This window comes from Synechococcus sp. CS-205 (assembly GCF_025128255.1).
Classification (GTDB): Bacteria; Cyanobacteriota; Cyanobacteriia; order PCC-6307; family Cyanobiaceae; genus Regnicoccus_A.
Genome location: NZ_JAHLZB010000019.1, coordinates 1 through 22,096 on the forward strand (window position 1 = coordinate 1; position 22,096 = coordinate 22,096).

Consider the following 22,096-nt stretch of genomic DNA (forward strand, 5'->3'; position numbering starts at 1 on the left):
ACAAGTCATTCGTCCTGATTCATCGTGATTGAACGAGGCGCATCTGCACCTCCGGAATGACAGCCCGTCATTCCACCCTGTTCACCCTCTGATCAGGGCATTCGGGCCTCGGGTTTTACACCACGCAAAGGGACGCGGCCAGAAATTGGAGATGGGCTCCCTGATCCTCGATGCCAGTGGTTTCGGGACCAAGCAGACAGATCAGTCGGAGCTGTTGGGGGAGTCGATCGAGAAAGCGGATGGTTTTGCTCAGGTGTTCCCTGAGCACAAGTATCAGATTGTGGAGGTCCTTCAGCAGCACGGCCACATCGTGGGCATGACCGGTGATGGGGTCAACGATGCCCCCGCGCTGAAGAAGGCCGACTGCGGCATCGCTGTTTTGGATGCAACGGATGCGGCGCGTGGTGCGGCTTCCATCGTGCTGATGACGCCGGGACTGTCCGTGATTGTCGAGGCCATCAAGACAAGTCGCAAAATCTTCCAGCGAATGAACAGCTATGCCATTTACCGCATCGCTGAAACGCTGCGCGTTCTGTTGTTCATGACGTTCTCGATCCTGGTGTTTAACTTCTATCCCGTGACCGCAGTTTTGATTGTGATGCTCGCATTGCTGAATGACGGCGCTATCTTGTCAATCGCTTATGACAATGTTCATTACAGCAACAGTCCAGAGCGATGGAATATGCCCATTGTGATGGGGGTCGCGACAGCGCTGGGATTCATTGGGGTTGTTTCAGCCTTTGGCTTGTTTTATTTGGGGGAGCGTGTCTTTGAACTTGATCGAGCACAGATCCAGACGCTGATGTATTTAAAGCTCTCCGTGGCTGGTCATCTGACGATCTTCCTCACACGGACCCGAGGACCATTCTGGTCCATTCGACCAGCGCGGATTCTGCTGCTGGCGGTTTGTGGCACACAATTGCTAGCGACTCTGATCGCCGTGTACGGATGGTTCATGACCCCACTGGGCTGGGGCTGGGCCTTGGTGGTATGGGGCTATGCCCTTGCCTGGTTCTTCGTCAACGATCGTTTGAAATTGCTTGCCTATTGGATCTTGACCCCACATCCGCATCGCCATCGGGCAGGAGGCCTCTTCTCCTGAGCCAACAATGTCCTCGTAAGTGATGAGCTTGAACCATGCCTGTTTCGGGGCTTCCGTGATCAGGTCTTCAGGCCAGCGAAACTCCACATCTGCAAGGGGGAAGGCTGTTTATTCGTTGGACTTAAATTCTTGTTCGGACTTTTCCCAGGCATTCTCAAGAGCCTGGTATGCATCAGAGAACCCTTTTTTCATGTGGTCCCACGCATCGGCTGAACTGGTTTTCATGCTGCCATACCATTCGGCAACTTGATTCCGTTGCTTGCGAAGGGCCCTGAGGTTCTTGCGCGTTTCCTTGCGCGTGGCCTCGCTCAGTTTGCCCCAGTTTTTATCAATTCTTGCCTCCAGTGTGTCAATGCGTTGATCCAGTTCATGCAGGCCCTCTTGAGCTTTTTGAACTGCCTCGTCTCTTCTGTCTGCAGTGTACGAGCCGAGGGTCTTGAGTAAGTCCTGAGCTCCTGTCTTGACCCCTTCTATTGAAGTGTTGGAGTTGTCGGTTTGGGCGTAGCAGGGTGGAGTGGCGGCGATTGCGCTGATCAGCAGCAAAGCATAGATGGGTGATTTCATTCGTAAGCTCCTTTGTTGGTGGTGGAGGTCGGCTATGAATTTGATCGAATCTCGAAACGGCTGACTTCAGTGCATTGCCGAGAGAGTCCCAGGCGCTATCCATTCCTGCTTTGAGATCCTCCCAGGCGTCCTTGCTGGCTTCTTTTAGTTCGGCAAGTTTGCTGTAAGCCGTTTCTCGCATGGATCTCAATTCCTTGATGTCTTTGTAGTATTCAAGTCGTGCCTCTGCGTTTGCTTTGTCGGCTTTTGCCTTGAGCTTGTCGACCTCTGCGCTCCACTCGTCCAATTGCGCCTGTAGTTTCATTTGGTAAGCTTCTTTCATGCTCATTGTTGATCTCCTTTTTTGGTTTGGGTTGATATTCGGCTTGCAGTGCTGCCTGAAAGATTCCAGGACCGCCTCTTTCCTCGTTATAGGCCTGACTCATAGCTAGCCAGAGCCCTCGATGTGCATGGTCTCAAAACTTGGTGCTGGGCGAGGGGCATGGAGTCATCGTTGCCGGTTTGAGCGCTTTTCAGGGGGGGCTGATGGCTCCGTTTCAGGTCACCTCGAGGCCGATCAGCTCCAGCTCCCGCCCCGCCAGCACCTCAGCGGCCGGGGCCCCGCAGTGCGGACAGACCAGGATCAGATCCTCCGGCTCGAACGGCGCGCCACAGGGCCCGCAGCGGCAGCGGCTGGGCACCACCTCCAGCTCCAGTTGTGCGCCGCTGGCCATCCCTTCGGCCATCACCACCTCGAAGGCGAAGCGGAGCGCCTCGGGATCCACTCCGGAGAGCCGTCCCACCCGCAGCCGCATGGCGTGAATCCGGCGGGCCCCCTGGGCCACCGCCGCCTCCAGGGCGATCCGGCGCAGCTCCTCCATCAGGGCCAGCTCATGCATCGCCGCACCAGCGCCCCACCGCCGCCAGGGCTTCGGGCAGCAGGGCGGCGGTGGCGGCGCTGAGGCCAGTGCCCATCTCGCAGCTGTGGGCCCGCAGCAGCAGCTGCCAGGCGGGCGGGGTGCGGCCGTAGAGGCTGCCGGCCAGTTGCAGCAGGGCGCCGGGGCTGGCGTGGTGGCTCAGGCGTTCGGCGCCGGCCGCCTTGACCCCATCCGCTGGAGCGTCCAGCGGCTCGAGCCGCCAGCCCGGGTCTGGGCAGGCCGGCGCCAGAGCCGCGTCCACGAACAGCACCCGTTTCGCCTCCGCCACCATCGCTGCCAGCTCAGGGGTGAGCTGGGTGATGGCCAGCACCGTGAGCCCCGGCCGGCTCCAGCCCTCCACCCGCTCGGCGATGGCGAGGCCCACGCCGTCGTCCTGGCGCAGGCCATTGCCCCAGCCGATCAGCAGATCGGCTCGCCGCTGCCGTGCACCTGGGCTCAATCCCGCCACCGTTCGCGCAAGACCTCTCCTTCGGGTCCGATCAGCTGCACGTGCAACGGCATCTGGCCGGCGGCGTGGGTGGAGCAGGAGAGGCAGGGATCGAAGCAGCGGATGCCCGCCTCCACCCGGTTGAGCAGCCCCTCGGCGATCTCCGGCAGCTGGTCGCCGGGGCCCGCTTCAGCTGGACCCGCCTGGATGTGCTGGCGGGCGATCTGGGTGATCGTGCGGTTCATCGCCCGGTTGTTCTGGCCGGTGGCGATGATCAGATTCACCGCCTCGATTAGGCCGTTGGCATCCACCTTGTAGTGGTGGAAAAGAGTGCCGCGGGGCGCTTCACTCACGCCCACCGCCTCGCGGGCATTCACCCCGGCATGGGCACGCACATGGCTGTCGCTCAGTGCGGGGTCATCAAGCAGCGCCTCGATCGCCTCCAGGGCAGCAAGGATCTCGATCAGCCTGGCCAGGTGGTAGTGAAAGGAGCTGGTGACCACCCGGCCGCCGCGCTGGCGCAGCTCCAGCAGCTCCCGGTCGGCCCGCTCGTGGCCGATCCGCTCGCAGACGTTCAGGCGCGCCAGGGGGCCGACCCGGTAGCTGCCGGCCTCCGGGCCCAGGGGCTTGTAGTAGGGGAATTTCAGGTAGGTCCAGGGTTCCACGGCCTCGGCCAGCAGGTTGTCCAGCTGCTCCGGGCTGAGCCCATCGGAGGGAAGATCACGGCCCACCGGTGCCCCCGTGCTGTCGATCAGGCGCAGCTGGCCGCCGTAGTGCTCCCAGCGGTCGTCTGGCCCCACCAGCGCCAGGAACAGGGAGGGGAAGTCGCCGAAGTCGCCGGCCTCAGCGGCCAGCGGTCCATCCAGCAGGCGCTTGAACAGCTCGAGGGCGCCCTGGGTGGTGGCGACGGCCTCGCTCAGGCGGGAGCGGATCCAGTCGCGGTCGCCAGGCTGCAGCGGACTGCGCACGCCACCGGGCACCGCCCAGGCCGGGTGGATCTTGCGCCCCCCCAACCGCTCGATCACCGCCTGGCCGAACTGGCGCAGGCGGATGCCGCCACGGGCCAGCTCGGGATCGGCGGCGATCAGCCCGAAGACATTGCGCTGGGCGGGGTCGCTGTCCCAGCCGAGCAGGAAATCGGGGCTGCTGAGGTGAAAGAAGGAGAGTGCATGCGACTGGATGATCTGGGCCAGGTTCATCAGCCGCCGCAGCCGCTCGGCCGCCGGCGGGATCGAGACCGCCAGCAGCTGGTCGCTGGTCTTGGCGGCGGCCAGCAGGTGGCTCACCGGGCAGATGCCGCAGATCCGCGCCGTGATCGCCGCCATTTCGCTGAAGGGGCGCCCGACGCAGAAGGCCTCGAAGCCCCGGAATTCGCCCACGTGGAAGTGGGCCGCGCTCACGCTGCCGCCGGCGTCGAGATGGATCGAAATCTTGGCGTGGCCCTCAATGCGGGTGACCGGATCGATCAGGATGGTGCGGGTCATGGTTCAGCCGAAGCGGATCATCTCCGCCCCCTCCATCTGTGGCTGCTCGCCCCGCAGCAGGGCTTCGAGCACGGCGCGGATGCGCTTGGCGGGTGGGGGGCAACCCGGCAGGAACAGGTCCACCGGCACCAGCTCATGCACCGGCAGCACCCGCTCCAGCAGCTCCGGCACCAGGCCCGGAGCGTGGGGCCACTGGGCCGAGCCGTCGGCCAGCTCCAGGTAGGAGCGATCCAGCACCGCCGCCGGGCCAGCGAGCGGGTTGCGCAGGCCGGGCACGTTGGCGGTCACGGCGCAGTCGCCGAACGACACCAGCAGGCGGCTGTGCCGGCGCACCTGGCGGATCAGGTCGAGGTTCTCGCTGGTGCCCACGCCCCCCTCCACCAGGGCCACATCCACGTCTTCGGGGTAGGTCTTGATGTCGGAGGCGATCGGTGAGAAGACCATCTCGATCTGGGGGGCGAGCTCGATCAGCCACTCGTCGAGGTCGAGGAACGACATGTGGCAGCCGGAGCAGCCCGCCAGCCAGACGGTGGCCAGACGCAGCTTCGCGGGCTGGCTCATGGGGCCTCCTGCCGGGCGCGGCGGGCCTGCAGCAGGGCTGCGAGGCGGCTTGGGTCCTCGTGTTTCTCCGCCACGCTGTCGCCCTTGTGGAACAGGGCGCCGGTGGGGCAGACCATCACGCACTTGCCGCAGTCGGTGCAGGCATCCACGGCGCCCCAGGGCTGATCGAGCCCGGCGATGATCCGGCAGTGCTCCCCCCGCCAGGCCATGTCCCAGACGTGGGCGCCCTCCACCTCGTCGCAGACGCGGACACAGCGGCTGCAGAGGATGCAGCGGTTGTGGTCGAGCCCGAAGCGCTGGTGGGAGAGATCCACCGGACGATCGGGGAAGCGGTAGGGCAGGCGGGCGTGGTCCATGCCCACGTCCACGGCGCGGTCCTGCAGTTCGCAATGGCCGTTGGCCACGCACACGGCGCAGACGTGGTTGCCCTCGGTGAACAGAAGCTCGATCACCGTTCGCCGGATCTCCCTGAGGCGTGGTGTGGCGGTGTGGACCACCATGCCCTCGCTCACCGGGGTGATGCAGGCGGGCTGGAGCTTGTTGCTGCCCTCGATCTCCACCAGGCAGAGCCTGCAGGCGGCCACGGGCGAGAGCCCCTCCAGGTGGCAGAGGGTGGGGATGGCCACGCCGGCTTCGCGGGCGGCCTCGAGCACGGTGGCTCCCTCGCCGCTGGCCACATCGCGGCCGTCGATGCGCAGCGTGCGCACGCTCATGGGGCCTCCAGCCGGGCGAGGTAGTCGCCGCGGAAGTAGCGCAGGGTGCTCAGCATCGGCTTGGGCGCGCTCTGCCCCAGGCCGCAGAGGCTGGTGTCCATCACCATCGCGCCGAGCGTTTCGAGCTGATCGAGGTCGGCGTGGCTGGCGCTGCCGGAGAGGATCCGCTCCAGCAGGCCATGGAGCTGCACGGTGCCGGCGCGGCAGGGCACGCACTTGCCGCACGACTCCTCGCGACAGAAGGCCATGAAATAGGCCGCCAGGGCCACCATGTCGGTGCTCTGATCCAGCACCACCATGCCGCCGGAGCCCATGATCGTGCCCAGGGCCTGGAGGCTTTCGTAATCGAGGGGCGTGTCGAGCCGATCGGCGGGCACGCATCCCCCGGAGGGGCCGCCGGTCTGAACCGCCTTGACGGCCGATCCCTCCGGGGCCCCCTCCCCCATCTCCAGCACGACCGTGGTCAGGCTGGTGCCCATCGGCACCTCCACCAGGCCGCCGCGGCGCACGTGGCCGGTGAGGCTGAACACCTTGGTGCCGGCGCTGCCGGTGGTGCCGATGGCGGCGAACCAGTCGGCGCCTTCCCGCAGGATCGGTGCCACATTGGCCAAGGTTTCGACGTTGTTGATCAGGGTGGGTTTCCCGCCTACGCCCCGCTCAGCGGGATAGGGGGGCCTGGGGCGCGGCGTGCCGCGTTTGCCCTCGATTGAGGCGATCAGCGCCGTTTCCTCGCCGCAGACATAAGCACCGGCCCCCACCCGCAGCTCCACGCTGAACCCGAAGCCCGTGCCGAACAGTGCCTGCCCGAGCCGCCCGCGGCGGACGGCCTGATCGATCGCCAGGCGCAGCCGCTCGATCGCCAGGGCGTACTCGGCGCGGATGTAGATGAATCCATGATCGGCTCCCACCGCATAGGCGGCGATCGCCATCCCCTCCAACACCCGATGGGGATCGCCCTCCAGCACGGCGCGGTCCATGAAGGCGCCGGGATCGCCTTCATCGGCGTTGCAGACCACCACCTTGCGGGCCCCGGGCATGCGGGCCACGGTGGCCCATTTCAGACCGGTGGGATAGCCGGCACCGCCACGGCCGCGCAGGCCGCTGCGCTGCAGTTCGGTCAGCACCCGCTCCGGACTCCAGCCCTGCAGCACCCGCTCCAGCTGGCCGTAGGCCCCCACGGCGATCGCCTGGTCCAGGTCGGTGGGATCGATCAGCCCGCAGTGCTCCAGCACGATCCGCTTCTGCCCCTGGAAGAAGGGATGGGTGAGATCCAGCCGTTCGCCCCTGGCGGGGGCCCACTCCAGCGGCGTCGCCTGGTCAGAGCCCTGATGCAGCCGCCGGGCCAGAGCGGCCACCAGGGTTTCGGCGTCCTGCGGGTCCACACCGGCATAGAGATCGCCATCCGGATCGAGGGCCAGCAGGGGGCCCTGGCTGCAGGGGCCCAGGCAGCCCACCGGGCGCAGCTGGATCCGATCGCCCAGTTCGCCCCTGGAGATGGCCGTTTCGAGGGCCCCCATCAAGGCGCCGGAGCCCCTGGCCAGGCAGCCGGCCGAGGCGCAGCAACGCAGGCCGTTCATGGCGCCAGCCCCCTCAGGCGTTGGCGCAGGCCCTCGGGGGTCTGCTGGCGGCCGATGGTTCCATCGATCAGCACGAGGGGCGCGTCGCTGCAGGTGCCCAGGCAGCGCACCTCCGAGAGGCTGACCCAGCCATCGGCGCGGCGGTCGCCCATCTGAAGCCCCAGGCTCTCCTCCAAGGCTGCGATCAGGGCCGGGCCCCCCTGGATCTGGCAGGCGGTGCCGGTGCAGACCACGCAGCGGTGGCGGGCCGGCGGCTGGAAACGGAAGAGGTGATAGAAGCTGGCGGTTCCCTTGACCCGGCTGAGGGGAAGCTTCAGGCGCGTCGCCACATGGCGGAGCAGGGGATCGCTGAGGTGGCCGTAGCGCTGCTGGGCGCCGTGGAGCACCTCGATCAGGGCATCGCCTTGGCCCTTGGAGCGCAGCAGCAGGGGCTCAAGGGCCGCGAATGAGTCGGTTTCAGTGGGCAGTGGCATGGCGATGCCGCATCACCTGATCATCACCGTAGGGATGTATTCGAGTCCGGAGCTCGGCGAGGGGATTTCTTTGGGATATCGTCCAGTTTGTTCCCGCAGGAGCCGCGGCTACGACCCTTAGGCAGAAACAGGTCTAGCCCATGGGTCTTGGCAATGGGCATTCGACCATCTTTTCTCCGTTCCAATCGGTGAATACGTTGTCGTTGAGGTAGTGACGAGGAGTTCGAAGCATGGTTCGCCAGGCTTCTGTGGCATCCATTAAGTTATGGCGATCTGGGTAAAGCGACTGCAGAAGCCCTTGTAGCACTGGATAGTAGTCTGAATTCATGCCGGGGAAGACATGATGCTCGGTGTGGTACGAAAAGTTGAAGTGGAGTGCGTCGATCAGGGCAGGGACTCGCAGGGAAAGACTGTTGGCCAAGGGGTCGTTCACAGGAGTCAGGCTTGACATCATGTGGTTGGTATAGATGTAAAAAATAACTCCTGCATAGCCAATCCAAATTGGAAGAAAATATCCAAGGATCAGTCCTGCCGGCTTGACGCCGATATAGGCGATAATCCCCAGGTGAAGCGCTGCTATCGCAAGAAGCTCCCAGAAAATTTTTCGGCGTTCCTTCGTGCTCACCTTGAAAGAGGCCTGCGTGTACTGGGCGGTGCCGTCCACGAAGATCAAGACGGAGGTGAGATTGCGGAAGACGTGGATTCCCCATGCCTGCGTCATGCCGACTGCCAACAAGATGGGATTCACCTCTGAGGAAGGTACGAAGAGATTCTGAATCCACTTGCCCCAACTGAAGGGCTGACTGTGCAGGTAGTTCCGGTCGGGATCCTGGAAAGAATTCGTCTTTCTGTGATGTTCGCGGTTGTGAACCGCCTTCCACATGGTAGGAGGCATCCAAAGCAAGGCCAGGCCTGCAAGGGTCAGGGCCTGTTTCACCCTTGGATTTCTGATGGCACTGTTGTGCATCAGATCGTGTGTGCTGAACAGCAAAGCGATCACGCTGTTGCCCATCACCAGTGCAAACGGTAAGTAGAGCCACATCCACTGCCAGCTCCACTGGTCAAGATGCCTGGCCATTGTCCAGCCCAGGACAAGGATGGCCAGGTTGATCAGAAGGATCCAGATCTTGCTCCTGTCAGGAAGAAAGGCTTCGGGAGGGAGAAGTGGGCGAAGTGAAGCCGCATAATCGGCTTGAAGTAGAAACTTCTTCTGGTCTGTGGATTGCATCAAGCTCCTTGAGATGGCGAAATATCCTGCGTGAAAATATTCTGTGTTAATTTCCGCTTGGGCTGATGAAGAAAAGAGCGCATTCGCGATTCTTTGGGCTGACTGAATGGACTTGGGCGGTCACAGTTCGTGCTTGGAAAGCGATGGGCCACGCACGGCTGTTGATGAACGCAGGTTGAGTATCGAAGGGTGCGCTAAGGAACGGATTTATGATTTTCCGAATTGGTTTGTCATTAATGTTATCAATATGACCTTACCTTAGCGGACGACTGCCTGCGCTGCGGCGGTCGTCCTCGGAGAGAGTTTCGCTGGGGCGGTGTTTCACATGTGATTGCTCTTTCGAAGTTCCTGGCGACGACGGATCAATGCTTTCGGCCGCCCATGTGTTGTCTCTGGGGGCTTTGTCCTGATGGATTCAGGAGTCCGTTTGAAGGCCTCGCGTCTGTCATGGCCTGCCATTGCTCGATCAGCTTCCCTGGACGCGAGCGCGGCTGGACGTCGCGGGGGCGGCGGCGGGGGGCTTCGGCGCACCACGGCATTCGCCACCGTGGCGAACCAGCCCCAGCGGTGGGCCGCCCCATGGGGAACGCACGGGAGGATGCGGACCAGCATCGGTTCGTTTCCCCTCAGGGCGGTCGGCGTTTCTGCTGCTGAACGCCTCGCTAAGGGAGTGCTGGCCAGGCTTCCTGGGTCGGTGGCTGCCGGGAGATGGGGGAACGGGCCGTGCTGGATTCGAACCAGCGACCGTGCGATTAGAAGTCGCATGCTCTATCCAGCTGAGCTAACGGCCCACCTGTGCAGCCTAGATTGGGAGGCTGCGCAACTTGCTCGATGGCGGCCTCCCGGCTCAGTGATGCCCAGAAACAGGAGCTGGTTCAGCGGTGGCGGGCTGGTGAATCCAGCGCGGCCCTCGCTGATGCCTTCGGCTGCAGCCCCAACACCGTGACCCGGGTGGTGAAGGGCGCCCTCGCGCCCGAGCTCTACGAGCAGCTCAAGAGGGAGCGCGGCCGCCCGGTGGCCCAGCTGGAGGCTCCCCTTGAGGCGCTCACCCCGGCGGCCGCTGAGGCGCCGAACGAGGATTCCGATCAGGACCGCGACGACGGCGCCCCCGAGGTCGATGAGGAGTCTGAACGCCCTGGCGTGCTGGCGATCGATGACGCCGATGACTTCGGGGATGACGGCGAGGGCGACGAGGAGAGCGACGCTGACGACAGCGATGGCGACGACAGCGATGGCGACGACACCGACGCCGAAGGGAATGTGTTCACGATGGTGCCCGTGGTTGCGGGCGCCAACCTCGGCGGAGGGGGTGAGCAGCGGCCCGCTGTGGTCTGCCAGCCGCTGGAGAGCGCACCCCTGCCCGACAGCCTCTACATGCTTGTCGACAAGACCGTGGAGCTCCAGGCCCGCCCCCTCAGTGACTTCCCCGAGCTGGGTGCCCTCCCCGACGAGGAGCAGGCCCGCCAGGCTCTGGTGGTGTTTGCCAATCCCCGCCAGGCCAAGCGCCAGTGCGGCCGCAGCCAGCGGGTGATCAAGATGCCCGACAGCCAGGTGATCCAGCGCACGGCCACCTACCTGGTTGGGAAGGGCATCACCCGGGTGGTGCTGGAAGGTGCGCTCTACGCACTCCCCGGCGGCTGATCCCGGCGGGGCAGCAGCAGGGCAGTGGCAGAACCGCCGCTGATCACCCCCGCCGCCAGGGCCAGCCCCACCAGGAAGCCGCTGGGCAGGGGGGCGCTGCGGCCGATGCCGAGCCGCAGAGTGGGGCGCTCCTCCAGGTTCTGGGCGCCGAGGCAGAGGATCAGCAGCAGCAGCACCCCGCCGCCAAGGCTGGTGAGCAACAGGCGCAGGCGCAGCAGCATGGCCGGGGCGATGGGACTGGGGGCAGCTCGTCCTTCAGCATGGTCCATCCCCCGCTGGGGCTGCTCACTCCGGCCGGTGGAGCAGGGCGTAGAGGCTGCGGCGCGAGAGGCCGGTCTCAGCGGCCAGCTGGCGGGCCGCATCACTGGCGCTCAGGCCTGACGCCACCTTCTCGCGCAGCTCCAGGGTCAGCTCGGCGTCGCTGAGAACAGGTGGTTCCACAGGGGCGGCACCGCCCAGCACAAGGGTGCACTCCCCCCGGGGCGGCACCCTGCGGAAGTGCTCAAGGGCCGCGCTCACGCTGGGACCGATCTGTTGCTCGTGCCGTTTGGTGAGTTCCCGCGCCACCTGCAGAGGACGGTCGCCCAGGGTGCTGTGCAGGTCTTCGAGCAGCTCGATCAACCGGTGCGGTGCTTCGAACAGCACGAGCGTGCGCGGTTCGCCGGCCAGCTCCTGGAGCCGCTGGCGGCGAAGACTCACCTTGGCCGGCAGGAATCCCTCGAAGCAGAAGCGGCCACTGGGCAGGCCGCTGCTCACCAGGGCGGTGGTCACGGCGCAGGGGCCGGGCACGCAGATCACCGGATGGCCGCCGGCGCGGGCGGCTGCCACCAGCGCCTCGCCCGGATCGGAGATGCCCGGCAGGCCCGCATCACTGATCACCGCCAGGCTTTCCCCGGCGGCCAGGGCGGCCAGCAGCTCGGGGATGCGGGCGGTCTGGTTGTGCTGGTGAAAGCTGAGCAGGCGGCTGCGGATGCCCAGGCCGGCCAGCAGCTGACCGCTGTGGCGGGTGTCTTCACAGGCGATGCGGTCGACGCCCTCAAGCACCCGGCGGGCCCGGGGAGAGAGGTCCCCCAGGTTGCCGATCGGTGTCCCCACCAGGTACAGCACCCCGGCGGCGGGTTCGCTGGCTTGCTCCACAATGCGGCTCTGAACGTGTCCCTGGCCCCGCCCATGATGGCTGCCCCCTCCCTGCCCGCCGGCGTCGACGTGGAGGAGTTGCTGGCGCTCCTGCGTCAGCTGAGCTGGGACTCGGCCGCGATTCTGCGGGCCTACGCTCGCGGCGAGCAGCCACCCTTCGGCTACAACGCGGCCCTGAGCGTGGATGAGGGCGGCGAGGGTCCGGTGACGGCGGCCGATCTGGCGGTGAACCAGCACCTGCTCGACGGCCTTGCCCAGGCCTTTCCCAACGCCCCCTGGACCCTGCTCAGCGAGGAAACGGCCAAGGACCAGCTCAGGGCAGGGCTGCCTCTGGAGGCCGAGTGGCTGTGGATCCTCGATCCGCTCGATGGCACCAAGGACTTCATCCAGGGCACGGGCGAGTACGCGGTGCATCTGGCCCTGGTGCATCGGGGGCAGCCCGTCCTGGGCGTGGTGCTGCTCCCCGAGAAGGAGGAGCTGTGGTTCGGTCTGGTGGGGACGGCCGCCGAGGGATTGATCGGCGGCGCCTGGCGGGAGAACCCTTCAGGGGAGAGGTTTGCGCCCCAGCTGAGCGAGCGGCGCGAACCTCGCGAGCTGGTGCTGGTGGCCAGCCGCAACCACCGTGACCAGCGGCTGGAGCAGCTGGTGCAGGCCCTGGAGCTGGGCCCCTCGCTGGCGGTGGGCAGCGTGGGCTGCAAGGTGGCCACGATCCTGCGCGGTGAAACCGACCTGTACCTCTCCCTCTCCGGCCGCAGTGCCCCCAAGGACTGGGACATGGCGGCGCCTGAGGCGGTGCTGCGAGCGGCGGGCGGGGCCTTCAGCCATGCCGATGGCCGGCCCCTTCACTACAACAATGGCGATGGACTGCAGGCGGGCTGTCTGATCGCCAGCCATGGTCTGGCCCACAGGGAACTGTGTGAGCGGGCGGCCGCCGCCCTGGCGCGCATCGATCCGGGTTTCATGCTCTGAGGGCTTCCGGTCCCAGCCGCCGGGAGGCCTGCCTGAAGCCTTTCGGGCCGTCCGCTAGCCTCGGGATTGCCTCAGATCTTCGATGTTTGATCCTGACCTTGATCCTTCAGGCCCAGCAGATTCTCAACGACTTTCTGGCTGAGCAGGGTCAGCCGGCGTTGTGATCGCCTCTTCGATCGAGGATTTCAATGCGGCTGAGGGCGACAAGGTGCTGATCTACAACGTCGGTCCCTACGACAACGTGATCACCTACGAGCAGGTGGCCGATGGCGTGGAGATCAGCCGCTTTGAAATTCTCACCGACAGTCAGGGTCGCCCCGTGCTCGATGAGGATGGATTTCGACAGATCGGTCCTGAAATCGGAGCGACCACGATCGTTGGTGCTGATGTGTTTGTCTGGGATCCCAACATTGAGCGGGAGCTGGGCGATCCTGCCTTCGATGCCACGCTGCAGATTCTGACGGTGGGGAACAACCTGTTTCAGCTCTGATCGCTCACCCCAGCCATTGTTACCAGGCTTGTTTCAGGCCTGGGGCGGAGGGCAGGGTGATCCAGGGCATGTCCCTGAATCCCCCCACCTTCCTTGGCTGTGATCAGGCCACCGGCACCTGCTCCTGGGCCACGCCGCGCAGGGTGAGGTTGATGCGGCCGCGGTTGTCGATTTCGCGCACGCGCACGGTCACGGCATCGCCCACCTTGACCACGTCTTCCACCTTCTCGACCCGTGCTTCCGAGAGCTGGGAGATGTGGATCATGCCCTCCTTGCCGGGGAGGATCTCGACGAAGGCGCCGATCGGAATGATCCGGGTGACGGAGCCGTTGAACATCTCCCCTTCGCTGACGCGACGGGTGAGGCCCTCGATGATCCGCTGGGCTTCCTCGGCCGCGGCTCCGTCGTGGCTGGCAATCGTGACGATACCGCCGTCTTCGATGTCGATCTTGGTGTTGGTGCGCTCGGTGATGCCCTTGATCGTGCGGCCGCCGGGGCCGATCACGGTGCCGATCAGTTCCGGGTCGATGCGGAAGCTGAGCAGGCGGGGGGCGTGGGGGGAGAGCACGTCGCGGGGCTTGCCGATCGCCTCGAGCATCTTCTCGAGGATGTGCAGCCGGGCCGGGCGGGCCTGGTTGACGGCCTCGGCCACGGTGCTGACTGCAAGACCGCTGATCTTCATGTCCATCTGCAGGGCGGTGATGCCCTTCTCGGTGCCGGCCACCTTGAAGTCCATGTCACCGAGGAAGTCTTCGATGCCCTGGATGTCGGTGAGGATGCGCACCTGATCGCCCTCCTTGATCAGGCCCATGGCGGCACCGCTCACGGGAGCCTTGAGGGGCACGCCGGCATCCATCAGGGCCAGGGTGCTGCCGCAGACCGAGCCCATCGAGGTGGAGCCGTTGGAGCTGAGGCATTCCGAGACCACGCGCAGCACGTAGGGGAAGCTCTCCTTGGGAGGGAGCACGGGCACGATCGCCCGTTCGGCCAGGGCACCGTGGCCCACCTCACGGCGGCCGGGGGAGCGCATCGGCCGGGTTTCGCCCACCGAATAAGGGGGGAAGTTGTAGTGGTGGAGGTAGGTCTTCTCACCGATGGGGTTGAGGTCATCCATCTCCTGGGCATCGCTGGGGGTGCCGAGGGTGGCGGTGGAGAGCACCTGGGTGAGCCCGCGCTGGAACAGGCCGGAGCCATGCACCCGCTTGGGCAGCACGCCCACGGCGGCGCTGATCGGGCGCACTTCATCGAGGTTGCGGCCATCGACCCGCTTGCCATCGCTGACGATCTGGGCGCGCATCAGCTTCTTGGTGATGCCCTTGTAGGTGTTCCCCAGGGCCTTGCCGGCGGCGGCCACGCGGATCGGGTCGTCGTCGGAGAGGGCGGCGATCTTCTCGGCCACACCCGCCTTGATCCCATCGAGCTGGGCGTCGCGCTCGGCCTTGGTGAGGCTGAACTGCTTGAGCACCTCACCGATGCCAGCGCCGCATTCCTGCTCCAGGAAGGCCGGCAGGGCAGGGTCCTGAACCTGGGGTTCGGGGAACACCTGCTCGATGCCGAGGTCGGCGAGAAGCTTCTGCTGGGCCTTGATCAGCTCGCCCACGGCTTCGTAGCCGAAGTCGATCGCCTCGATCACATCCTGCTCTGGCAACTGGTTGGCGCCCGCTTCCACCATCACCACACCGGCGGGGGTGCCGGCCACCACCAGATCCAGTTCGCTGCGCTCGATCTCGCGGTAGCTGGGGTTGAGCACGAAGTCGTCGCCGAGCAGGCCCACGCGCACGGCCGCCATCGGGCCCTGGAAGGGAATCTTCGCCAGCAGGGTGGCGATCGAAGCGCCGGTGACCGCCAGCACATCGGGCGGCACCCGTTCATCCAGCGACAGGCAGGTGGCCACCACCTGGAGGTCGTCGCGCAGCCAGGAGGGGAACAGGGGCCGCAAGGGGCGATCGATCAGGCGGGTGGTGAGGATCGCGCGCTCGGGGGGGCGGCCTTCGCGGCGGAAGAAGCTGCCCGGGATGCGGCCGGCGGCGTAGAGGCGCTCCTCGTAATCACAGGTGAGGGGGAGGAAGTCGATTCCTTCGCGACCCTTGGAGCGGGTGGCCGTGACCAGCACGGCGGTGTCCCCGCATTCGATCAATACTGAGCCACCCGCCTGGGGGGCATACAACCCTGTGGTCAGCCGGATCTCCCGACCATCGAAGGAGACCGTCTGAATCTGTCCTGGCACGTCGGTTTATGTCCGTTTTGTATCACGTACCATCCTCGCATTCGGGCCTGCAGGGGTGGCGCGCGCAAAAAAGGGTGGCCACTGGCCACCCGGAGCAGGCCGTTGGTGGGTGGCCTACCAGCTCGACTTGACCACGCCGGGCAGCAAGCCCTTGTGGGCGCGCTCGCGCAGCTGGTTGCGGCAGAGGCCGAAATCTCTGTAGAAGCCGCGGGGCTTGCCGGTGGCCCAGCAACGGTTGCGCACGCGGGAGGGGGCGCTGTTGCGGGGCAGATTCTGGATCTGGCGGTGGATCTCCAGCCGCTGCATCGGATCGGCGGCCGATTCGAAGGCAGCCTTGAGGGCAGCGCGCTTGACGGCGAAGCGTTCCACAATTTTCTTGCGCTTGACGTCGCGCGCAATCATCGACTTCTTCGCCATGCGGCTGCTGCAGCTCTTTCAGTGAAGAGCAAGCTTACCGTGTGGCTGATCGCCCAGCCCGCCGGCCGCTTGGGCCATGGTCTGGATGGCTGGGGCAGAGATCGGCCAGGGGGCAGCCCGCGCACAGGGGCTTGCGGGCATTGCAGACGGCGCGCCCATGGAAGATCAGCCGGATCGAGAAGTTCTCCCACTCCGGCTGCGGCACGAGCTTCATCAGCTCCGGCTCGATCCGGCGTGGTTCGCTCGCTCGCGTCAGCCCGAGCCTGTTGCTCAGCCGGCGCACATGGGTGTCGACCGTGACGCCGGCGTTGATGCCGAAAGCATGGGCCAGCACGACGTTGGCGGTCTTGCGCGCCACCCCGGGGAGCTCCAGCAGTTCCTCCATCGACGCCGGCACCGCGCCGCCGTGGCGCTCGATCAACAACTGGGAGGCGGCCACGATGTTCTTCGCCTTGTTGCGGAAGAAGCCGGTGGATTTCACATAGGGCTCCACCTCAGCGGAGCTCACTGCGGCGGCCGCGGCGGCATCGGGGAAGCGCTCGAACAGGGCCGGGGTGACCAGATTGACCCGCTCATCGGTGCACTGGGCCGAGAGCATCGTGGCCACCAGCAGCTCCCAGGGGGTGCGCCAGTTCAGGGAGCAGGTGGCGTGGGGGTAGTGGAGGGCCAGGCGCTCCAGGATCAGCGGCATCCGCTGCCGGGCCGTGGCCAGACGGGGCACCTCAGTGGCCGAGCAGCTGCTGCACCACCGAGAGCTGGCTGGTGTCCTTGACGATCAGCACCACGCTCAGCCCCACCAGCAGCAGAAAGCCCGACTGCATGAAGGCCAGCTGCAGGCGGTCGGGCAGGGGCCGGCCGCGCAGCCCCTCAAGCAGGAGGAGAACGAACTGGCCGCCATCGAGCAGGGGAAGGGGCAGGGCGTTGAGCACCGCCAGGTTGATCGAGATCAGCGCGGCGAACACGAACAGGCTGCCGCCGCCCTGGCGGGCCAGGCTGGCGCCCATCTCCACGATCTTCACCGGTCCCGACACCTGGGGGGCGGTTTCCCCGAAGTGGGTGACCAGGGCCACGAAGCCATCAACGGTGCGCCGGATCAGCTGCACGAAGACGCGGTTGGTCTGACCGAGCAGCTCCAGGGGGCCTTTGGCGGGGCGGAACACCTCGCTGCCGTTGGGCTGGAGCTGGGCGCCGATGCGGCCGAGGCCGTCGCGATCGGAGGGGGTGAGCCGCAGGCTGACGGTTTGGCCAGCGCGTTCGGCCTCGATCTGCAGGGTGCGCTCGGGTGCCCCCTGGATGTCGGCCACCAGATCCACAACGGCCTTGGAGCCGCCGCCCACGGGCACACCGCCGAGGCTGAGGATGCGATCACCGGCCATCAGGCCCGAGGTGGCGGCGGGCTGGCCGGGCTGCACCGCCGCCACCAGCACGCCGGGGGTGGCACTGAAGCCGGCGGGAACGCCCACCACCAACCCCTGGCCGAAGAGCACGGCCCAGGCCAGCAGCAGGTTGGCGATCACCCCGGCCGCGATCACCAGGGCCCGCTGGGGCAGGGGTCGGTTGCGCAGGAGGTCGGGATCATCGCTGGGGATGTCGCTGTCCTCGTCGTCGTCGGGGAAGGCCACGTAGCCGCCGAGGGGGATCGCCCGCAGGGCGAACTGCACCCCGCGGCGCTGGCGCTGCAGCAGGGCCGGGCCGAAGCCGATCGAGAAGCCGCTGACGCGGATGCCCTGCCAGGTGGCAGCGAAGAAGTGGCCGGCTTCGTGCACCACGATCAGGGCCGCCAGGATCGCCAGTGCCGAGAGAACACCCATTCAGGCTGTGTTGCGCAGGGCACCCATTCTGGGGGGTTCAGCCCTGGGGCGTTCCTTTCAGGGTTCCGGCACGAGGCGATCGGCACCCATGTATGGCACCAGGGCCTGCGGCAGGAGCACGCTGCCGTCGGCCTGCTGGCCGGTTTCGAGCAGGGCGGCCATGGTGCGCCCCACCGCCAGGCCGCTGCCGTTGAGGGTGTGCAGCAGGCGGGTTTTCTTGCCGTCCTTGAAGCGGATCGAGGCGCGGCGCGCCTGGAACTCGCCGCAGGTGCTGCAGCTGGAGATTTCGCGGTAGGTGCCGGCGCCGGGAAGCCACACCTCGAGATCGAACGTGCGTGCGGCCGAAAAGCCCAGATCACCGCAACAGAGATCGATCACCCGGTAGGGCAGCTCCAGGGCCTTCAGCACAGCTTCGGCGTCGGCGGTGAGCTGGGCGTGGGCCGCTTCGGATTCGTCGGGGTGGCAGAACCAGTAGAGCTCCACCTTGTTGAACTGGTGCAGACGGATCAGGCCGCGGGTGTCACGGCCGTAGGAGCCGGCTTCCCGGCGGAAGCAGGGGGTGTAGGCGGCGTAGCGCAGGGGCAGCTGCTCGGAGGGGATCAGCTCGTCGCGGTGGAACGAGGTGATCGGCACCTCGGCGGTGGGGGTGAGCCAGAGGTCGTCGCCAGAGCAGTGGAAGCTCTCCTCGGCGAACTTGGGCAACTGGCCGGAGGCGGTGAGGCTGGCGCTGTTCACCAGAATCGGTGGCAGCACCTCGCGGTAGCCGCGGCGGGTGTGCTGATCGAGCATGAAGCTGATCAGGGCCCGTTCCAGCCGTGCCCCCTGGCCGAGCAGGGTCACGAAACGGCTCTGGGCGATGCGCACCGAGCGCTCCGTGTCGATCAGACCGAGGCGTTCGGCGATCTGCCAGTGCTCCTCGAGGGGTGGCTCCCCGGCCACCGGCTCCCGGGGGGTGCCCCAGCGCCGCCGCTCCACGTTCTCGGTTTCACCGGCGCCGTCAGGGCAGAGGGGGGAGGGCAGGTTGGGGAAGGCGAGCAGCTGATCGCGCAGGCGGGCTTCAAGGGATTTCTCCTCCTCCTCCAGCACCCCCACCTGCTGCTTGATCGTGTTGCCCCGATCGCGCAGGGCCTGCACCTCGGGGCTGTGGGGCGCCTCACCGGCACGGATGCGTTCACCCACCTGACGGCCGATGCGGTTGCCCTCGGCCTGCAGATCGCTGCGCTGCTGCTCGAGATCACGCTCCTGGCGGGCGATCATCTGCAGGCCCGTGAGATCGAGAGCGATGCCGCGGCGCCCCAGCTGCTCGACGATCAGCTCGGGGTTCTCGCGCAGCAGGCGCTGATCCAGCACGGCTCCAGGTGCAAGGGCGCGTGCAGCCTACGGGCCGGTGATGGCCTCTCCTCAGAGCACCTGAACCACTTCGTTGACTTCGGGAATGGATTCCCGCAGCTTGCGCTCGATGCCCATCTTCAGGGTCATGGTGCTGCTGGGGCAGCTGCCGCAGGCGCCCTGCAGGCGCACTTTCACGGTGGGGCCGTCGATCTCGACGATCTCGACGTTGCCGCCGTCGGCCATCAGGTAGGGGCGCAGCTCATCGAGGACACGCTCGACGTTCTCGATCGTGAGGGCGCGGGGGTCGCTGATGGCTTCGGCGCTGGTGCCTGCGGTGGCAGTGGTGTCTGTTGTGGCGGTGTCGGTGCTCATGGTGGAAGCTCAGGTTGCTGGCTGGAGCTTAGGAAGGCGCCTCATCAAACGACGTCGGTACCAAGCCAGAGGAAGCAAAGGGGCCAGGCCGAGGCCGGAGTGGCCAAAGGGAATGGGTTGGATGGGGTTGAGAGTGGCCGATCCGACGGATCTGCATTTTGTGTTGCCCTGGTCCTGCCATCTCGTGCAGTAGTCACCAAAGGAGATGGTTTTGTAGGTGGGGAAGTTCGGGGGAGTGACGCTGTCAAGGGGGGCATCGAGCTGAAGCACGAAACTCGATGTAGAGAAGTCAGGGTCAGGCGATGTGGGGCCTGGACCGGTGAAGGTCAGCAGCTGCAGGCCAGGGTCGTAGGTTGCATTGTTAAAGGTGTAGTTCACCACTCTGACCGTGGAGCTTGCCGTACCGGAGACGGGTGCGGAGATCGTCGACGGAGCGGTGAAATCGAAGGAAAAGGAGCCGAAAGAGATGGTTTCAGCGAAGCCGCCCTTGTTATCGCCGGAGGGAACGGTGATCGAGGAAGGAGTGAAGCTGTAGGTGAGAGCCTGGGCGTGGCTCGTTAACATAAGGAATGCCGAAGTTCCGAGGATGGCGTTAAAAGTGATTCCTGGGAAACGAGGCACGGCACGGGAAAAAGTGATCTTGAATAGCAACCTTTGTCTGCTGGTTGTGCTGCTACGGCAAGAAGTGTGCAAGTTTCCTGACCGTCTCCCCGTCTCCCCGTCTCCCCGTCTCCCCGTCTCCCGCCGGTGGACTGTGCCTCACAGCCAGGGGCAGGCTGGCTCATAGGCAAAGGCCCCCGGCTTAAGCTGTATTCCCAATGAGCAGCCCCGAACGGGACCATGACCGACGTTCCCGTTCAGCGGATCCGCAATTTCTGCATCATTGCCCACATCGACCACGGCAAGTCGACCCTGGCCGACCGGTTGCTGCAGGACACCGGAACGGTGGCGGCGCGCGACATGCAGGCCCAGTTCCTCGACAACATGGAGCTGGAGCGGGAGCGGGGGATCACGATCAAGCTCCAGGCCGCGCGGATGGAATACACCGCGGCCGATGGCGAGACGTACATCCTCAACCTGATCGACACCCCCGGCCATGTGGATTTCTCCTATGAGGTGAGCCGCAGCCTGCAGGCCTGTGAAGGTGCCCTGCTGGTGGTGGATGCCAGCCAGGGAGTGGAGGCGCAGACGCTGGCGAATGTGTATCTGGCGCTGGAGAATGATCTGGAGATCATTCCGGTGCTCAACAAGATCGATCTGCCCGGCGCCGATCCCGAGCGGATCAAGGAGGAGATCGAGGCGATCATCGGGCTGGACACCTCAAAGGCGATCGATTGCTCGGCCAAGACGGGGCTGGGCATTCCTGAAATTCTCGAAGCGATCGTGGAGCGGGTGCCGCCGCCGCCCGACCGCGTGAATGAGCAGCTGCGGGCCCTGATCTTCGATTCCTACTACGACGCCTACCGGGGCGTGATCGTGTACTTCAGGGTGATCAGCGGCCAGGTGGGGCGCAAGGACAAGGTGCTGCTGATGGCCAGCAAGACCAGCTATGAGCTGGATGAGGTGGGGGTGATGGCGCCGGACCAGCGTCAGGTGGAAAGCCTCCATGCCGGCGAGGTGGGTTATCTCTCCGCCTCGATCAAGGCCGTGGCCGATGCACGGGTGGGCGACACGATCACCCTGGTGGCCGATCCGGTGAGCGAGCCGCTGCCGGGGTACACCGAGGCCAAACCGATGGTGTTCTGCGGCCTGTTCCCCACCGATGCGGATCAGTACCCCGACCTGCGCGAGGCGCTCAACAAGCTCAAGCTCTCCGATGCGGCCCTGAACTACGAGCCGGAGACCAGCAGCGCCATGGGCTTCGGCTTCCGCTGTGGCTTCCTGGGCCTCCTGCACATGGAAATCGTGCAGGAGCGGTTGGAGCGGGAGTACAACCTCGATCTGATCGTGACCGCCCCCTCGGTGATCTATCGGGTGAACATGCTCGACGGCAGCATCTTGATGGTGGACAATCCCGCCACGCTGCCGGATCCGCAGAAGCGTGAATCGATCGAAGAGCCCTATGTGAAGCTCGAGATCTACACCCCCAACACCTTCAACGGCACCCTGATGGAGTTGTGTCAGGAGCGGCGGGGTGAGTTCATCGACATGAAGTTCATCACCACTGATCGGGTGACACTGCACTACGAGATGCCCCTGGCTGAAGTGGTGACCGACTTCTTCGATCAGATGAAGAGCCGCACCAAGGGCTATGCCTCGATGGAGTACAGCCTGATCGGCTACCGGCGCAATGAGCTGGTGCGCCTCGATGTGCTGATCAACAGCGAGAAGGCCGATCCGCTCACCACGATCGTGCACCGCGACAAGGCCTACAACGTGGGCAAGAGCCTGGTGGAGAAGCTGAAGGAACTGATTCCGCGCCAGCAGTTCAAGATTCCAATACAGGCCTCGATCGGCAGCCGCATCATCGCCAGCGAAAGCATCAGCGCCATCCGCAAGGATGTGCTAGCCAAGTGCTACGGCGGCGACATCTCCCGCAAGAAAAAGCTGCTGAAGAAGCAGGCCAAAGGTAAGAAGCGTATGAAGGCCATGGGCAAGGTGGATGTGCCCCAGGAAGCCTTCATGGCGGTGCTGAAGCTGAATCAGTAGGGCTG

At 65.4% G+C, this 22,096-nt stretch carries 23 protein-coding genes and 1 tRNA gene; 5 read left to right on the forward strand and 19 right to left on the reverse strand.

Annotated elements, in window-relative coordinates:
* The first annotated feature begins 151 nt into the window (after positions 1–151).
* On the forward strand, positions 152–1,102 hold the full coding sequence (locus KQ297_RS04130; RefSeq protein ID WP_311133982.1) for an HAD-IC family P-type ATPase: 951 nt from the start codon (positions 152–154) through the stop codon (positions 1,100–1,102).
* A gap of 108 nt (positions 1,103–1,210) precedes the next feature.
* Here the strand turns inward: KQ297_RS04130 and KQ297_RS04135 are convergent, their stop codons facing one another.
* The 10 genes from KQ297_RS04135 to KQ297_RS04180 all read right to left on the reverse strand — a co-directional run bounded on the left by KQ297_RS04135 (position 1,211) and on the right by KQ297_RS04180 (position 9,837).
* On the reverse strand, positions 1,211–1,666 hold the full coding sequence (locus KQ297_RS04135; RefSeq protein ID WP_259738307.1) for a hypothetical protein: 456 nt from the start codon (positions 1,664–1,666) through the stop codon (positions 1,211–1,213).
* Positions 1,667–2,202: 536 nt separating this feature from the next.
* Entirely contained in the window at positions 2,203–2,544 is a 342-nt protein-coding gene (gene hypA / locus KQ297_RS04140) for a hydrogenase maturation nickel metallochaperone HypA (protein WP_259738308.1), read from the reverse strand.
* Positions 2,537–3,022, reverse strand: coding sequence for a hydrogenase maturation protease (locus KQ297_RS04145; RefSeq protein ID WP_259738309.1), 486 nt, complete (start codon positions 3,020–3,022; stop codon positions 2,537–2,539). The genes hypA and KQ297_RS04145 overlap by 8 nt, the downstream gene beginning before the upstream one ends.
* A complete protein-coding gene (locus KQ297_RS04150) occupies positions 3,019–4,494 on the reverse strand; it encodes a Ni/Fe hydrogenase subunit alpha (protein WP_259738310.1) in 1,476 nt (491 codons plus the stop codon). The genes KQ297_RS04145 and KQ297_RS04150 overlap by 4 nt, the downstream gene beginning before the upstream one ends.
* Before the next feature lie 3 nt (positions 4,495–4,497).
* On the reverse strand, positions 4,498–5,055 hold the full coding sequence (locus tag KQ297_RS04155) for an oxidoreductase (protein WP_259738311.1): 558 nt from the start codon (positions 5,053–5,055) through the stop codon (positions 4,498–4,500).
* Entirely contained in the window at positions 5,052–5,768 is a 717-nt protein-coding gene (hoxU, locus tag KQ297_RS04160) for a bidirectional hydrogenase complex protein HoxU (protein ID WP_259738312.1), read from the reverse strand. The genes KQ297_RS04155 and hoxU overlap by 4 nt, the downstream gene beginning before the upstream one ends.
* Complete coding sequence (locus KQ297_RS04165; RefSeq protein ID WP_259738313.1) at positions 5,765–7,345, reverse strand: NuoF family protein; 1,581 nt, start codon at positions 7,343–7,345, stop codon at positions 5,765–5,767. Before KQ297_RS04165 ends, hoxU begins: the two co-directional genes overlap by 4 nt.
* Positions 7,342–7,818 carry an NAD(P)H-dependent oxidoreductase subunit E gene (locus tag KQ297_RS04170; RefSeq protein WP_259738314.1) on the reverse strand — a complete coding sequence of 159 codons (477 nt, stop codon included), beginning with the start codon at positions 7,816–7,818 and terminating at the stop codon, positions 7,342–7,344. Before KQ297_RS04170 ends, KQ297_RS04165 begins: the two co-directional genes overlap by 4 nt.
* 133 nt (positions 7,819–7,951) lie before the next feature.
* Complete coding sequence (locus KQ297_RS04175) at positions 7,952–9,046, reverse strand: fatty acid desaturase (protein WP_259738315.1); 1,095 nt, start codon at positions 9,044–9,046, stop codon at positions 7,952–7,954.
* Positions 9,047–9,763: 717 nt separating this feature from the next.
* A tRNA-Arg gene (locus KQ297_RS04180) sits at positions 9,764–9,837 on the reverse strand.
* A gap of 40 nt (positions 9,838–9,877) precedes the next feature.
* Here KQ297_RS04180 and KQ297_RS04185 point away from each other — a divergent pair.
* Entirely contained in the window at positions 9,878–10,687 is an 810-nt protein-coding gene (locus tag KQ297_RS04185; RefSeq protein WP_259738316.1) for a helix-turn-helix domain-containing protein, read from the forward strand.
* Here KQ297_RS04185 and KQ297_RS04190 read toward each other — a convergent pair.
* Both KQ297_RS04190 and rsmI read right to left on the reverse strand, forming a co-directional pair.
* A complete protein-coding gene (locus KQ297_RS04190) occupies positions 10,666–10,908 on the reverse strand; it encodes a hypothetical protein (protein WP_185466486.1) in 243 nt (80 codons plus the stop codon). The two genes, KQ297_RS04185 and KQ297_RS04190, sit on opposite strands and share 22 nt — an antisense overlap.
* Positions 10,909–10,972: 64 nt before the next feature.
* Positions 10,973–11,824 carry a 16S rRNA (cytidine(1402)-2'-O)-methyltransferase gene (gene rsmI / locus KQ297_RS04195; RefSeq protein ID WP_259738317.1) on the reverse strand — a complete coding sequence of 284 codons (852 nt, stop codon included), beginning with the start codon at positions 11,822–11,824 and terminating at the stop codon, positions 10,973–10,975.
* A gap of 33 nt (positions 11,825–11,857) precedes the next feature.
* On the opposite strand from rsmI, the gene KQ297_RS04200 reads away from it, so the two are divergent.
* Together KQ297_RS04200 and KQ297_RS04205 are read left to right on the forward strand one after the other, a co-directional pair.
* The gene (locus tag KQ297_RS04200) at positions 11,858–12,793 is read left to right on the forward strand and encodes a 3'(2'),5'-bisphosphate nucleotidase CysQ (protein ID WP_259738333.1); all 936 of its coding nucleotides are present in this window, start codon (positions 11,858–11,860) and stop codon (positions 12,791–12,793) included.
* A 160-nt stretch (positions 12,794–12,953) separates the two neighbouring features.
* On the forward strand, positions 12,954–13,283 hold the full coding sequence (locus KQ297_RS04205) for a hypothetical protein (protein ID WP_259738318.1): 330 nt from the start codon (positions 12,954–12,956) through the stop codon (positions 13,281–13,283).
* Between the two features lie 103 nt (positions 13,284–13,386).
* Here KQ297_RS04205 and KQ297_RS04210 read toward each other — a convergent pair whose 3' ends face one another.
* The 7 genes from KQ297_RS04210 to KQ297_RS04240 all read right to left on the reverse strand — a co-directional run bounded on the left by KQ297_RS04210 (position 13,387) and on the right by KQ297_RS04240 (position 20,093).
* Entirely contained in the window at positions 13,387–15,510 is a 2,124-nt protein-coding gene (locus KQ297_RS04210; RefSeq protein WP_185466349.1) for a polyribonucleotide nucleotidyltransferase, read from the reverse strand.
* A gap of 114 nt (positions 15,511–15,624) precedes the next feature.
* The gene (gene rpsN, locus KQ297_RS04215; protein WP_185466346.1) at positions 15,625–15,927 is read right to left on the reverse strand and encodes a 30S ribosomal protein S14; all 303 of its coding nucleotides are present in this window, start codon (positions 15,925–15,927) and stop codon (positions 15,625–15,627) included.
* Between the two features lie 34 nt (positions 15,928–15,961).
* On the reverse strand, positions 15,962–16,618 hold the full coding sequence (nth, locus tag KQ297_RS04220) for an endonuclease III (protein WP_259738334.1): 657 nt from the start codon (positions 16,616–16,618) through the stop codon (positions 15,962–15,964).
* 31 nt (positions 16,619–16,649) lie between these two features.
* Positions 16,650–17,738 (reverse strand): RIP metalloprotease RseP, encoded by a 1,089-nt coding sequence (gene rseP, locus KQ297_RS04225; protein WP_259738319.1) that lies wholly within the window; start codon positions 17,736–17,738, stop codon positions 16,650–16,652.
* 57 nt (positions 17,739–17,795) lie between these two features.
* Complete coding sequence (gene serS / locus KQ297_RS04230) at positions 17,796–19,088, reverse strand: serine--tRNA ligase (protein ID WP_259738320.1); 1,293 nt, start codon at positions 19,086–19,088, stop codon at positions 17,796–17,798.
* A 51-nt stretch (positions 19,089–19,139) separates the two neighbouring features.
* Positions 19,140–19,442 carry a NifU family protein gene (locus KQ297_RS04235; protein WP_259738321.1) on the reverse strand — a complete coding sequence of 101 codons (303 nt, stop codon included), beginning with the start codon at positions 19,440–19,442 and terminating at the stop codon, positions 19,140–19,142.
* Between the two features lie 9 nt (positions 19,443–19,451).
* Positions 19,452–20,093 carry a hypothetical protein gene (locus tag KQ297_RS04240; RefSeq protein ID WP_259738322.1) on the reverse strand — a complete coding sequence of 214 codons (642 nt, stop codon included), beginning with the start codon at positions 20,091–20,093 and terminating at the stop codon, positions 19,452–19,454.
* Positions 20,094–20,282: 189 nt separating this feature from the next.
* On the opposite strand from KQ297_RS04240, the gene lepA reads away from it, so the two are divergent.
* Positions 20,283–22,091, forward strand: coding sequence for a translation elongation factor 4 (lepA, locus tag KQ297_RS04245; RefSeq protein WP_259738323.1), 1,809 nt, complete (start codon positions 20,283–20,285; stop codon positions 22,089–22,091).
* Positions 22,092–22,096: the final 5 nt, after the last annotated feature.

Excerpts from the sequence above, each read along its gene's own strand:
- KQ297_RS04130 (WP_311133982.1), top strand. The coding sequence starts at position 152 with ATGGGCTCCCTGATCCTCGATGCCAGTGGTTTCGGGACCAAGCAGACA.
- KQ297_RS04135 (WP_259738307.1), bottom strand. The coding sequence starts at position 1,666 with ATGAAATCACCCATCTATGCTTTGCTGCTGATCAGCGCAATCGCCGCC.
- hypA (WP_259738308.1), bottom strand. The coding sequence starts at position 2,544 with ATGCATGAGCTGGCCCTGATGGAGGAGCTGCGCCGGATCGCCCTGGAG.
- KQ297_RS04150 (WP_259738310.1), bottom strand. The coding sequence starts at position 4,494 with ATGACCCGCACCATCCTGATCGATCCGGTCACCCGCATTGAGGGCCAC.
- KQ297_RS04155 (WP_259738311.1), bottom strand. The coding sequence starts at position 5,055 with ATGAGCCAGCCCGCGAAGCTGCGTCTGGCCACCGTCTGGCTGGCGGGC.
- hoxU (WP_259738312.1), bottom strand. The coding sequence starts at position 5,768 with ATGAGCGTGCGCACGCTGCGCATCGACGGCCGCGATGTGGCCAGCGGC.
- KQ297_RS04165 (WP_259738313.1), bottom strand. The coding sequence starts at position 7,345 with ATGAACGGCCTGCGTTGCTGCGCCTCGGCCGGCTGCCTGGCCAGGGGC.
- KQ297_RS04170 (WP_259738314.1), bottom strand. The coding sequence starts at position 7,818 with ATGCCACTGCCCACTGAAACCGACTCATTCGCGGCCCTTGAGCCCCTG.
- KQ297_RS04175 (WP_259738315.1), bottom strand. The coding sequence starts at position 9,046 with ATGCAATCCACAGACCAGAAGAAGTTTCTACTTCAAGCCGATTATGCG.
- KQ297_RS04185 (WP_259738316.1), top strand. The coding sequence starts at position 9,878 with ATGGCGGCCTCCCGGCTCAGTGATGCCCAGAAACAGGAGCTGGTTCAG.
- KQ297_RS04190 (WP_185466486.1), bottom strand. The coding sequence starts at position 10,908 with ATGCTGCTGCGCCTGCGCCTGTTGCTCACCAGCCTTGGCGGCGGGGTG.
- KQ297_RS04200 (WP_259738333.1), top strand. The coding sequence starts at position 11,858 with ATGATGGCTGCCCCCTCCCTGCCCGCCGGCGTCGACGTGGAGGAGTTG.
- rpsN (WP_185466346.1), bottom strand. The coding sequence starts at position 15,927 with ATGGCGAAGAAGTCGATGATTGCGCGCGACGTCAAGCGCAAGAAAATT.
- nth (WP_259738334.1), bottom strand. The coding sequence starts at position 16,618 with ATGCCGCTGATCCTGGAGCGCCTGGCCCTCCACTACCCCCACGCCACC.
- rseP (WP_259738319.1), bottom strand. The coding sequence starts at position 17,738 with ATGGGTGTTCTCTCGGCACTGGCGATCCTGGCGGCCCTGATCGTGGTG.
- KQ297_RS04235 (WP_259738321.1), bottom strand. The coding sequence starts at position 19,442 with ATGAGCACCGACACCGCCACAACAGACACCACTGCCACCGCAGGCACC.
- lepA (WP_259738323.1), top strand. The coding sequence starts at position 20,283 with ATGACCGACGTTCCCGTTCAGCGGATCCGCAATTTCTGCATCATTGCC.